Origin of the sequence: Candidatus Burkholderia verschuerenii (assembly GCF_001189365.1) — a bacterium.
Classification (GTDB): domain Bacteria; phylum Pseudomonadota; class Gammaproteobacteria; order Burkholderiales; family Burkholderiaceae; genus Caballeronia; species Caballeronia verschuerenii.
On sequence record NZ_LFJJ01000063.1, the window covers coordinates 14,900 to 27,678 of the forward strand.

At 59.2% G+C, this 12,779-nt stretch carries 12 protein-coding genes; 6 read left to right on the forward strand and 6 right to left on the reverse strand.

Features of this window, described 5'->3' with window-relative positions; genetic code table 11:
- Positions 1-4: 4 nt before the first annotated feature.
- From BVER_RS13345 to BVER_RS13365, 6 genes are all read right to left on the reverse strand, one after another.
- Positions 5-1,153, reverse strand: coding sequence for a glycosyltransferase (locus tag BVER_RS13345; RefSeq protein WP_050453713.1), 1,149 nt, complete (start codon positions 1,151-1,153; stop codon positions 5-7).
- Positions 1,150-1,968: a hypothetical protein gene (locus tag BVER_RS13350; RefSeq protein WP_050453714.1), complete on the reverse strand. Its 819-nt coding sequence runs from the start codon at positions 1,966-1,968 to the stop codon at positions 1,150-1,152. Before BVER_RS13350 ends, BVER_RS13345 begins: the two co-directional genes overlap by 4 nt.
- A gap of 18 nt (positions 1,969-1,986) precedes the next feature.
- On the reverse strand, positions 1,987-2,346 hold the full coding sequence (locus tag BVER_RS13355; protein ID WP_050453716.1) for a hypothetical protein: 360 nt from the start codon (positions 2,344-2,346) through the stop codon (positions 1,987-1,989).
- A gap of 93 nt (positions 2,347-2,439) precedes the next feature.
- Entirely contained in the window at positions 2,440-4,689 is a 2,250-nt protein-coding gene (locus BVER_RS13360) for a polysaccharide biosynthesis tyrosine autokinase (RefSeq protein ID WP_050453717.1), read from the reverse strand.
- 183 nt (positions 4,690-4,872) lie between these two features.
- Positions 4,873-5,070, reverse strand: coding sequence for a hypothetical protein (locus BVER_RS31535; RefSeq protein ID WP_157056045.1), 198 nt, complete (start codon positions 5,068-5,070; stop codon positions 4,873-4,875).
- A gap of 15 nt (positions 5,071-5,085) precedes the next feature.
- Positions 5,086-6,288, reverse strand: coding sequence for a glycosyltransferase family 4 protein (locus BVER_RS13365; RefSeq protein WP_157056046.1), 1,203 nt, complete (start codon positions 6,286-6,288; stop codon positions 5,086-5,088).
- A gap of 816 nt (positions 6,289-7,104) precedes the next feature.
- Here BVER_RS13365 and BVER_RS31540 point away from each other — a divergent pair.
- The 6 genes from BVER_RS31540 (at position 7,105) to BVER_RS13385 (ending at position 12,748) form a co-directional block, all read left to right on the forward strand.
- On the forward strand, positions 7,105-7,416 hold the full coding sequence (locus BVER_RS31540; protein ID WP_157056047.1) for a hypothetical protein: 312 nt from the start codon (positions 7,105-7,107) through the stop codon (positions 7,414-7,416).
- A gap of 499 nt (positions 7,417-7,915) precedes the next feature.
- Complete coding sequence (locus BVER_RS13370) at positions 7,916-9,247, forward strand: alpha/beta hydrolase family protein (RefSeq protein WP_157056048.1); 1,332 nt, start codon at positions 7,916-7,918, stop codon at positions 9,245-9,247.
- A 387-nt stretch (positions 9,248-9,634) separates the two neighbouring features.
- Entirely contained in the window at positions 9,635-9,931 is a 297-nt protein-coding gene (locus tag BVER_RS13375) for a hypothetical protein (RefSeq protein WP_050453721.1), read from the forward strand.
- Between the two features lie 174 nt (positions 9,932-10,105).
- Entirely contained in the window at positions 10,106-10,801 is a 696-nt protein-coding gene (locus tag BVER_RS31545; protein WP_157056049.1) for a hypothetical protein, read from the forward strand.
- A 274-nt stretch (positions 10,802-11,075) separates the two neighbouring features.
- A complete protein-coding gene (locus tag BVER_RS13380) occupies positions 11,076-11,876 on the forward strand; it encodes a trypsin-like serine protease (RefSeq protein ID WP_198155252.1) in 801 nt (266 codons plus the stop codon).
- Positions 11,864-12,748, forward strand: a complete 885-nt coding sequence (locus BVER_RS13385; RefSeq protein WP_050453724.1) for a hypothetical protein — start codon at positions 11,864-11,866, stop codon at positions 12,746-12,748. The genes BVER_RS13380 and BVER_RS13385 overlap by 13 nt, the downstream gene beginning before the upstream one ends.
- Positions 12,749-12,779: the final 31 nt, after the last annotated feature.

Genomic DNA, 12,779 nt, shown 5'->3' on the forward strand with positions numbered 1-12,779 from the left:
GATTTCACAAAGTTTCCAGGTACTCGACAAGCCGCCCCTGCGCACGCTCGCGGCCGAAGCTGTCGCGATTGGCCGGCGTCGGCGCGGCGCTCGACAACGCGGCGACGCGCGCCGAGTCGGACAGCAGCGCGATCCAGTCTTCGGCCGATTCGAGGCTGACGATCGCATCGTTGGCTTCGAGCGACAAACCGCGCAATGCCTGCGGCGTGGCCACCAGCGCGCGGCCGTTGTGGATCGCTTCCGCGACCTTGATGTTGACGCCCGCGCCCAGCCGCAACGGCGCGATGAAGATCGGCGCGAGATTCCACACGTCCGCGCGATCCGCGACGAAACCATGCGCGACGATCTTCGGATGCCGCTCGCGCAAGCGCTCCGAGCCGCGCCCGACCACATGCAGCACGACATTGCCCGGCAGCTTGTCGAGAATCTCGTCGACGAACCAGTTGAGCGCATCCGTGTTCGGCCACCAGTCCATCGTGCCGACGAACAGCAGATGCAGTTCCGTCGCCGGACGCTTGACGACGGGAATCGGCGGATAGTCGAACGAAGGCATCAGCGTGCATGAACGCAGCGTCGAGCCTTTCGATGCCTTCGAGGCTTCGTCGGCCGACAGGAAGATCGCATTGCCGCACAACGCATAAGCCTTGTCCTGGAAGCGGCCGAGCCGCTTCAGTTCGGTTTCGAGCACGGCGCGCAGAAACGGCGAACCGATCCGCGAAACGCGCTGCGCATAGAGCGCGGCTTCGTCGTTATGCTGGATCAGCAGCTTCTTCACGCGCGCATCGAGCAAGGGCGCATACAGCACCGTTTCCAGATGATCGAAGATCACCATGTCCGGCAGCAGACGCTCGACGCTCTTGCCGATCCGCTCGCGCGCATCGTTCACACGAAAGTACTCGATTTTCGCCGCGACGCCGGACAAGCCCGAGCGCAGAAACGCCATCGCGATGCGCGCGCGCCGCCAGCGCGGCGTGCTTTGATAGACGTATTCGACGTGCACATCGGCGAATTCGCGTTTGAGCAGATCGATCAGCCCGCTCGTGAAGACCGTGCCGCCGTTCGCGTTACGCACTTCCTTGACGTGCGAAATCACCAGCACGCGATGCTGCTTGAGGCTGCCTTGCTTCAGTATTTCCTTCGGCAAAGCGCTCATTCGTGGTCTCCCGTCGATACCGCCCGGCGCCTGAGCCACACGCGCGATCGCGGCTTTCGCTGCGAGCCCGACGCGATGAAATAGAACAGCACGAACACCGATATCGGCTGCAACAGCGCACCTGACAGAAAGTAGTGCAACACCAGCAGCGCCGCGACGATCGGCGGCGGCTGTCCCGACATGCCGATCCGGAACGCCAGCGCAATCAGGAACGTGATGCCGCCGATCGCGCCGTATTCGATCACCGCCTTCGGCACCGCCGAAAAGTTCACCAGCGCATCGTTCGATGCCACCATGCGGTCCGCCGAACCCGCGCCGTAACCGGTCAGAAAGCGCGGCGCGCTGACCAGCGCTTCATGCGCCATCAGTTTGTACGGTTCGATGAAGCGCGCCGACGCACTGGTGTCGCGCTGCCCGAACTCCGACACGCGATCGAGCACGGCGGGGCGCATGATGATCGCGCCGGCGACGGCCATCACCAGGATCACGGTCAGCAGAATCGTCTTGATGTCGCGCGCCTTCAGCACGAACAGCACCGGAAAGACGGCGGCGATCAGCAGCACGCCCGTGCCGGAGAAGGTCGTCGCCAGCGCGATGAACAACAAGGCCAGCGCCCAGAAGCGGCGGAACAGCCACAACTCGATGATGATCGCGAGCGCGACGAACTGCGACAGCAACGATGCTTCGAGGAAGAAGTACGCATTCGACTTGTACAGCGACGCGCCGTAAGTAATCGGATACGACGTCAGATAGCCTTGCAAGACGAACTTGTCGCCCAGCCGCTCGAACGGATCGACATACGCAATATGCAGCACTTCCTGACTCGCGCACTGTCACACCGCGATCAGCGAGAAGACCAGCATCATGTTGACGAACAGCCGCGCCGCCTTCTGCGAATCCTCCATGCTGATCTTTTGCGTCGAGCCGAACACCAGCGGCAGATACAACCCGAGCAGATAGAACAGCGACGACAGCGACGGCTTGCCGACCGCGAACGCCGCGCTCACCAGAATGCCGCTGAACGCGATGCACAACAGCGCGGTCGGCGTGCGGCGCATCGTCGTCGCGCCGGTGAGCGACAGCCAGATCGCGGCGAACCAGCAGATCGGAAACGCGATCGGCACTTGCTGGCTGCCGAGCGGAATCGCGAAACGCTGCGTCAGCACGCCGAACACGAACAGCACGCCCAGCATGCGAAGCGGATACTTCGCGCCGTGCGCGCGCGGCCGTCCGCACGCCGCGCATGCCGTTCGCGCCCATGCCGCGCTCGGGCGGCCAGACGATACTCATCGAAGCTCCGGCGTGACGCGCGCGCCCTTGGCTGGCGTCGAGCGATTCGCGCCGTATTCGCCGTATCCGTACTTGCCGAAGGTCGGCGTGACGCGATTGAAGATCGAGCCCGTCGGCGTGACGCCGACCTGACGCAGACGCTTCACCGATTCCTCCAGCTCCGACATCTTCGTCACGCCCGCCAGCGTCACCAGGAACACCGAGGCGCAGTTCGGCGCGAGCGACGCCGAATCGGCGACTTCGAGCGTCGGCGGCGTATCGATCACGACGATGTCATAGCGCGACGACAGTTCTTCCAGCAGCTTTTCGAGGAACGGGCTCTGCAGCAACAGGTCCGCGTCCATGCCTTCGGTGCCGGCCGAGATGAAGTCGAGATACTCGATGCTGGTGTGCTGGATCGCGCGCTGCACGTCGCCGCTTTCGAGCAGATCGGCGAAACCGTACTGACGCTTGAGTCCGAGACGATGATGAATCATGCCGTTGCGGATATCCGCATCGACGAGCAGCACACGGCGATTCGGCGACGCGAGCAGCGCCGCGCTGTTGGCCGCGACGAACGACTTGCCGACGCTGGCGCGCGAGCTCGTGAACATCACGCGATTGTTGACCGTCTCGCCCACCATATGCTGCAGCGCCGCGCGGAAGCTGCGCAGACTTTCGATCGCCGGATCGCGCGGCGAGCAGGCCGCGAGCAGGGTGGTTGCGCCGGGCGTCTTGTCCATGCGCTTTTCGAGGCGCTTCTGCATCACGCTGTTCGGCACCGTCGCGTAGACGTCGAGACCGACCGTGCGTTCGATATCGCGCGAATCGCTGACGCCACGGAACAGACGGCTACGCAGCAACGCCGCGCCGAAGCCGATGAACAGGCCCGCCAGCGCCGAGAGCGGCAGCACGATCAGCATGCGCGGCCAGATCGGCTTTTCGGGAATCGGCGCCCAGTCGACGATGCGCGCGCTGCCCGCCATGCCCGCCTTGACGAGCTGCATCTCCTGAAGATTGTCTTGCAGCGTCATATACAACTGCTGATTGACCTGCACGTCGCGGGTCTTGCGCAGAATGTCCTGCTCGATCATCGGACGAACCTTGATGCGGTCGTTCAACATCGTCGAGCGCGCGCCGAGATCGGCGATCTGCGCATTGAGCGCCTGAATGTCCGGATGGTTCGGGCCGTAACGCGCCGACAGTTCGAGACGCTTCTGACGCAATGCGGCGAGCTGGCTGTCGGCATCTACGGATTGACGCAGCAGCATGCTGGCTTCATCGCCGAGACTGACCGAGCTCAGTTGCGCGCGCGTGTGGTTGTAGTCGTCTTCCGCGCGACGCAGCGATTCGGCGCGCAACGGAATCTGGCTTTGCAGGAAGTCGATGGAGCGCTGCGCCTCCTCGGTCTTGCGACGCACGTTCTGCGCGAGATACTGGCGTCCCACTTCGTTCAGCACGCCCGCGACCAGCACCGGATCCGTACCGTCATACGATGCGCCGATGATGTCCGATTCCTTGCCGCGCTCCTTCACGTCGATTTGATCCTGAAGATCCTGGATCGTCACCAGACGCGACTGGCGCTTCAGATCGAACTCCGCGCCCGGACGGCCTTCGAGCTTCGCGACGAACAGCGTGATCTCGCCGGCGTCGGTCTTGAACTTGAGCGTCTTGCCGACCTGACCTTCGACGGGCTTGTCGAGGTCCTTGCCGTCGAGCTGATACTTGTTGCCCGGCAGCACGCGCAGATAGAACTTGTCGTCCTCCATCTTCTGCGGCACGTCGAACTGCGGCACGTCGATCGATTCCGTGCCCCACGCGTAGCCGCCGAGACCGAAGATGCCCGGCGACGACAGGCCGTCGCTGTGCGCTGCGATCCATCGGCCGATCAGCGGGAAGTAGTGCGGCTTGGCATCGACGAACAGATGCGTGTTGTCGACCGCCTGCGAAAGCACCGTGCGCGATTCGAGCAACTGGATTTCGCCGTCGGTCTTCGACTTGGTGTCGCCGCCGGGGACAGCCGTCTGACTATTGAGCGGACCGGTGACGGGCGGGCTCATCGAGTCTTCGAGCTGCACGACGAGATCGCCGCGATAGACCGGCGCGTGCAGCACCGAATACAGCGCGCCGACCGCGACGAAGCAGGCCGCGACGATCGCGATCATGCGTTTGTTGTCGAGCGCGACGTCGAACACCGACGGCAGGTTCATCGTGTCGGGTTCCCGCTCACTCGACTGAACATAGTAGAGATCTTCGGGCTCGTTCATTCTGCGAATGGACTGGTTATGGCGCATTTTTCTTCACTCCCAAGTGCGAGACCCAACGACTCGCCGTGTATTGCGTCTGTGCGAAAGCGTTCGTCTTCCGCGCGATGTGTTGTTCGGTTCGTGCTGCGGATGCCTGCATGGCTCAGGCGGATCGCGTGCGTCGAACCGGGCAGTTTTTCGATGTCACCGTCTGACCTGTTCGATCGTGGCCGATACCGTCACCGACGCCGCTACCGAGGCCGTGACCGACGCCGTGGCCGCGGTCGGCAAGGGGACGATCGTCGTCGGCGTGTCGATGCTCGGCCGCGTGCGTCCGGAAAGCCGCGCGCGGCCTTTCTCGATGGCGGTCAGCACGTGCTGCTGATATTGATCGCGCAGCAACGCCGGGTCGTGATGTTATTCCACGTAATGCCGCGCCGCTGCCGACAGCCGCGCGGACAGCACGTCGTCGGCAGCGAGGCGCGTGATCGCGCGACAGATTTCGTCGGCGGTTTCGGCCAGCAGCACTTCGCGTTCGTGCTTGACGCTCAGGCCTTCGATACCCAAACGATTGGTCAGGACCGGAATGCCCATCGCCATCGCATCGAGCACCTTGGTCTTGACACCGGTTCCTTCGACGATCGGCAACAGCGCGACCGTGCAGCGCGCCACGATGCCCGAGAAGTCGTAGACGAAGCCGTACCAGGTGATCCGCTCGCTCACGCCCTGCGTGATTGCCTTGATGCGCGCATCGTAGTCGCCGACGATATGCAGTCGCACGTCGACGCCGCGTTCCACCAGCAGCGGCATGACCGATTCCGCGATCAGCGAAAGCGATGCGAGGTTCTGCGACGTGCGCAGATTGCCCAGAAAGAAGCAGTCGACCTGATCGTGCGATTGCAGTCCGTGCGCCCATAGAAAGCCGGGCAGCGGCGTGGCCTGCGGATTCGCGTGGATCTGATCCGCGTGACTCGTGCTGCGCAGCCGCGCGGCTTCGAGCGATGACGTCAGCAAGGTCACGTCGAAACGGCGCGGCGCGGTGACTTCGCGATCCGCGACGGCTTCGCGTTCCCAGCGCAGCAGACGACGGCGCACGAACGGTTCGAGCGCGCGCAGCGGCGAAGGCACGCGGCGCGAGAACGTGCCGAACACGGTCTGTCGATGCCCGTTGGCAAGGAACTGGCCGTATCGCTCGGAGAGCAGATCGTCGAGATCGATCACCTTCGGCAGATTGAAATCGTCGCAGTATTGCCCCGTGCGCAGCATGTCGGCGATCACCACATTCACGCCGCTCGGGACGATCGTACGAATCGTCGCGCGGATACGTCGCGAGTAGAACAGGTTCTCCTGCAACGAATAACGTCGACGCGTCAGCATGTTGTAGCCGACCTGAACCACTCCCGGCAACGCCACGGTCTGCACGGTGCGGACTCCCATCCGGAACAGGGCGCTCAGGTCGTGGCGCTCGTCCTTCAGGCAGAACACGACGACATGCAGGTCGTACTCCGATGCCAGAAACTCGATGCTTTGCAATATCAGGCGTTCACGGCCACCCGCCGGCGGAAACGGCGGGCGCGACGCAAGATAAAGCGCGCTCAGTTTCGGAGGTTCTGTTCTCAACTCACCACCTCTCCTCGTTTTTTGTCTGATCTCGTCCGGGATAGACAGTACTTCATTTGTCTTGCTGTTCAAATACAGAAACCAAAGCCGCCTTAAGCAGTAACCTTAAGCAGCAATCGTCTTATTGCATTGCAATTCAAATGCGAGTCTCGAGCGCTGAACAAAGACTCGACTTCAAGCGTTAAATACTTAAGATTACTAATCGATAAGGATCTCCGCACAGGAAGGAACGAGCGCTAAGGCTTAAGCGCTAAGAGCAATGCGATCGGCTGCACCACGGCGGCCGTTTGCCTGTCGATTCCTGGCGAGTCGAATACTTCGATCGAAACACCGATCGGTCGGCTTTCACGCCGCGCGCGTCACGTTCCCCGTTGATGGACGTGCGCGCCGCGTGAGCGGGACGATCAGCTTCGACTGGTGATGAACCACGTTGCAATCTCAAACTTCGTAAAGCAATGCATCGGTATTTCTTGGGAATATTTTTTCAGTTCGTCCGCTTGCCAGGCATTTAGTACAGGCTTCTGGTTCGTATGGACAGGTCGACTCAGACTGAATGTGTGCGCAAAGGCGGATCGCGAAACTGGCTTTATCAAAGTCTGTTCCGGATTCAAACGCGGCTAAGCGCACTACGTCTTTCTACTGTCGGACATGTCCCGTCGAAGCGAACTGGTTGCATCTAAAGAACCCTGGTCCCCAAGTCGCAAGGGAAGATGAAAGAAGATTTATGATCCAAAAATTCGTATGTAGTAGTGGGTTTTTTCTGAAGTTCTATGGCATCTACCCAGAAGGGAAAACATTTCTATTGGTGCTTACGCGGTGGATCATACATTCGCGATGTATCGAATGTTTAAGGCTGGCCAGATTCGCTATGTATTGGCGGATTGGTCGGTCAACTTTGCGCATGGTTCTTGTCGTACCAAATTGGCTACTGGTACTACGTTAAAAGCCTTAAGCGTTTTTAGCTGGCGCATTGTGCAATGCGCTAAAAGGCAATTTCGCGTCAGACGTAAAAAGCCTTGGATATTCCTAAAGACTTGCTTGAGCGATGCCATGTTGCCCTGCCAAAAAAGCTTGGATATCGCTAAAGAATTCCGTGTCGGGCCAAGACAATTTCCAAATACACCATGAATTAACTACTCGCATGTTCGCTGCTTAACACATCGAAGTCGCATCGTTGAATGAGCAACGCGCTAAGCCCGATAGGCTTTAAAAAGCCCTTACGCAAGGCACTTTCAGGTTGATCGGCTTTGCTAAGCGGACGAAGAAATAGATATCGCTAGTCGCTGGAAATCTGTTAGATTCCGTTTCATTGAACCGCCGAGTGAACGCAAAATCGCGAGCGGGGAGGGCTAGATGACTGTGCGAGACCTCGCGCTTATTCAAGGCGCGCCTCCTGTCCTGAAGCGTCCGCGCGCTTGCTCAAGGCGTAGTCTCATCCTGAACGGCCTTGTTCCGACGACGAGCGATAAACCATCCTGCGCGCTCTACCTATCGTCCTTCTCCTGGCCTTTCCCACCCATGTGAATTATTGCGCTTCACTCCGCAATGCAATCGCAATCGCTCAGTAGGGCAAATATAAGCTGACGAGTGGTTGGCCCTGCACTTGAGACGAAAGTAGGAAAGAAGAATGACTCCGATTGTGTTCGGCAAGCGATTTGGATGGCTACATCCGGGCAACGGTACGCGGGGTGATCTGACGAAAACGGTCCAGGCTTCATCGAATGCGTCCGCGCATCGTGCGTTGATCATGCAGGCGCGAGCGGGCGCGAACGCACCTTTGACCGATGCGTTGACCGCCTTGGGCGTCGATGTCCACGCGCATGCGTTCGACGATCTGCTGGGCTTTCTTCAGGAGTCGGCTTTCTCCGAGACGCCGCACGCGACATTCACGCATGTCGCGCAATGGATTTCGGGCGATACGAACGCGCGCGCGCCAGCCGAGCCATCGGCGACGCCGGTCGATTGGCCGAAGCTGAGCATCGAGACGGTCGATGCTATCGAGCGTCCGGTGCGCATTGGCGACGAAGGGCTGTTCGGCGTCTTGTGCGAGCCGCATATGAAAGCGGCGCGCGGCGATTCCGTGCTGCTGCTGACGAGCACCGCGGCGAGTTCGCGCGTGGGCGATAGCCGGCTTGCGGTGCGCGTCGCACGCGAGATGGCGCGTCGCGGCGTGGCGTCGCTGCGTTTCGACGCACGCGGACGCAGCGACAGTCCGCCCGCGCCCGGCGACGTTCAGGCCGATACGCCTTACGGACGCATCTATAACCTGGTCGGCACGCAAGATACGGCATCGGCGGCGCGCTGGCTTTCGCGTCGCGGCTACAAGTCGATCATCACTTTCGGCATCTGCTCGGGCGCTTATCACGCGCTGAGAGCGGCGGTGCTCGAACCGGTCATCACGGGCGTGATGTCGGTGAACATCCTCACCTTCAAGCGTCCCGCCGACCGAAAACCCGAAGCGACTTTCGAGCTGACCGGCAACTCGATGGCCGGTTACGCGCACTCCGTTTTCGATATCGACAAGTGGAAGGCGATTTTGCGCGGCGAGAAGAATCTCGCGCGCATTCTCGTGTTGATCGCGAGCCGTCATTCGGTGCGCGTGCGCTCGCGCATCATCGATATGCTGCATCTCGATCGTCTCAGCACGGTGCCGCCGGAACAGGCGCAAACGCCGCTGCCGATCATGCGCGCACTCGACGCAAAGGGCGTCAAGACCGTCATGCTATACGGCAGTTACGAGCCGGGACTCGATCTGCTGTCGTCGTACTTCGGCAAGAATGGCGCGCGGCTGTCGCGCTATCCGTCGATACGGCTCGCGGCTTTTCCGGATGTCGATCACTCGCTTTTCAATCCCGCGTGTTTGCGGCATGTGATCGGCTTGTGCGAAGCGATTGCCAAGGAGACGGGTTCGCCTGCGCCGGTCGGCGCGATGCCGCAGAGGGCGTCGGCGGCGCTTTGAGGATGAAGCAGGGCGCGCGTTGATGTAGCGCGGCGATTGCAGGACGAAGATGCCTCGGGCTAGCCCGGGGCATTTTTGTTTTGGGGCGTCAAAACCGGGCTCGAACGTTCTGTCGGGCTTGCCCGCGAAACTTTGAGTCTGAAACAGACTGTACCGTGCATCGAACGTTCGCATGCTCTTCCATTGGGTGTTTTTTCCGATTCGGTGTACTCCAATCGCTCCGGACTACAAATAGTCCATTATCCTTTCGAAGGTGATTGACTAGCTTTCAGTGGATGCGTTGCGCTGTCCGCGAATCACGTGGGCCGACTGATCTGCAGATGTCGACGTGCCGTGCCGCCAATCAGGCGTAACGGGCTTCCTTATAAAAAGTTAGGCATTCAAAATATGGAAAAGAACAAGATGCGCGCTTTAGTCGTGACGTTGGCGGGACTTACGCTCAGCGCATGCGAGTCGGTGAAAGTCCAATATGCGCTGCCTTCACCCGCCCGCAATTTCGAAGCCGCCGAGAGTCAAGCGGAGGAGCATTATCAATATTTTTCACTACCTAAGGCCTATATACTCGTGACGCCGGCCGCTAAGGCTGTGGTGGACAATAAGCCGGATGCACAACAACCATCCGATGCTAACGGGCATGCCGCACGAAAGGCGCCACCGGTGCATCGGCGCGCGCTCAAGCGCTGAGCGAAAAAAAAATCCGGCACTTCGGCATCCGGAGCGCAAGCTGCGTCGGCTGCCTCCGAGCAGCCCGCTTCCGAAACTGTAGGTCAGGGAAACATCGGGACGGCGCCGTCGCTGAACAATGGTTTGAACACGGCGACACTCCATGGAAAAACCTGGAAGGCGCGCGTTGTCGTCATGCCGGATGACACCCGTACTCTTGCCGTCAAAGGAGTGTCCGGATTCTTCGAGTCGACGACGATTGGGCTGACAAAGTACCAGAATTCAGACTTGGTTTCTTCCGTCAGTAGTGAAGCCGAGAATCTGGTCCCAAAGCGTTTGGGACAATTTGCGTCCGTGCTAGCGACCGTCGTGCAAGTTTCATCAGTGGTGAAGAAAGCACCAGGCACCCATCCACAATCGCTGGAGCCGTTCGTTATAGCTGTACCATCGAAAACCGATTCGAACACAATCAACGATGACTGGAACTGGAGCTTTACCTACGATGCAGGCGAGCCTGCGGGCACAGTCTCTTACCATGACTTCATGACGAGGTCGATCGATCGGACGGTCTCTTATTTTCCAACGCCGGCTTGCCGGACCGCGACGCTGAAAATCGACAGACGATCAGACCGTTCGGTCTCCCAGTTTCATCTCGTCGTTGTTGCGCCTGATCTCATCCGCTTGCAGTCGCTTCCTGTCAAGGGAAAGATCGATCTTGGGACTGTCTGCGGAGCATCCGTCTCTGGTACGCAAAGCTCCGATACTTTGGCATCCATCTCAGATGACCTTTCTGCATTTCAATCGGCAGTCAAAACAGTAAAGGACGCCACTAATGGCGGAGCCAAGACGCCTGCTGCTGCCTCTGGCGTGGCTGCAGGCAAGCAGAAGTAGGCTGTAGCGAAACTGAGAGTTTTGCTAAAGGAATGAATTGTATTCGGCTTCCGAATCAATATGAATCGCCTAAGGAATCGCCATGAGGTACGCATGGGTCATATGCGCAGCGGTTTGCTTGCTAATGCGAAACGAGTCGTCGGTCGCTCAACGTGCGAAAGCTACGCAGCCATTGCCAGGAGACGTCGTCTTTAGGGCATTCGCTGAGCACGGGACGGACGCCAGCGTACAGCTAATCAGTGGAGTAAAAGCGGAAAAACGGTACTGGGCAACCGTGATCGATGCGGCGCTTTCGCCTCAAGGCGTCTATCCTCCTGCTACCTGTACTGCGATCCTGATAGGACCGGGTGTATTCCTGACGGCGGCACACTGCTTCGACGATGGTCCGGGTTCCAAACTCGTTACCTCCGCATGGTTGCGTGCGGGAGGCCAAAGTTTAAAGGCGACGTGCGAACTTTCACCCGAATACGTCCAGGCTGTGGATCAGCATATATGGAACGGCCCTTCGCCACGCGTTAGCGAAGACTATGCAGTGTGCGCCTTTGATATGCTCAAGATCGTTCCACAATTCATGCAAGACCTTGACTACGAGAACATCGACATCGAAAACCCTTTGGCTCAGGGGTCGAAGGTGCTCATGACCGGATTCGGTTGCTCGGATCGCGCAATCCTGCTTTCGTCAGGAAAAAACGATGTCAGACTCGACGGACTGTTGCGTCTCGGTGACGCAGCTGTCACCTCTTTGCCCTCCAATCAGGACGTCGAGATCGATCGCGTCATAAAGATCAACTCCTCAATAAAAAGCGCGCCGGCGCTGTGTGACGGTCACTCGGGTGGACCATTGATGTCGGGCGCAACTGTTGCCAAACAGGGCGCTTCCCGATCCGTGCGGGGCATCAACTCGAGTGTTCAGGTAGATCAGGATGATCCCTCCGGACCGGTCGCCGTCTCGCGGATTGCGCCATTAGCGACGCCTCAATTCAAAAAGTTCATCACGCAATGGCTTGACGCGCGAAAGCATCTGGTTATTTGTGGCATCAACGCGACGCGAGGTTTTCTGCCATGTCACGACTAGTCAACGAAGGCTGTTTATTTAGGTTAGTTTTCCTTTTTATATTGACGACAATGTCGGGTGAAGTTCGCAGCGCGGGTGGCGATTCGGACAAGTCAAAGCTGGTTGTGCGCGTTGAAAAGCCGCTGTCGGATAAGGCGTTGCGTGAATTCACGTCCGTGGTGGACGCGCGCTCTTTCGATGAGAAAAATTTCCCGGACCTGAAGGTGTTGACTTCGCGGCAGATCGTGAACGTGTTGTGCGGATCGTTCCGCGCGGCATACTGGGATCAATTCGTGCGAATCAACAGCCTGGACGGAGCCAACATTCAACCTGATAGAGTGATCGGCGAGCGCGGATACTCGCTCAAGTGGCCCGGCTGTCCCTACGTAGCAGAGGCCCCTAAGGTGAAATACGTGGTAAAGCCGGGCGATACTGCTTTCGATGTCTACAAGAGACTGACAGGAACGGCCGGCGGCACTTGGGAGATCAAGCAATACTTCAAGGCGTCAGGGGTCAAAAATCTCGCCCGATTGAAGCCGGGACAGGCGTTGCAACCTTCGCACGTTTCCGCTCCAAAGGTCATGACCGCTTCCTTGGACGCCGCTCAGTTTCGTGAGACTTTCGCCAACCTGGCATACGTATCGGCTATCAAGTCTCCGACTCTTGGAAACGACACCCAAGACGCGGCGTCCGATAACGAAGAGCGCGCTGCACAGCAGTCGAACGCCAAGCCATTCCCAGCGGCTCGCTTCGAGATCGCCGCAGGGAGGATCGAAGCGATCGGGACCAGAGACTACGATAGTCGGCCCTTCAGAATTAGTCGAAGTCAAGGGTGGCAAGGGGCCGCCGGAAGATCGTGTTTCCCAGAACTCCCAGAAGCAATATTGATCTGAATGGTTTCCTGGGAGTTTGGAACTTCGCCGA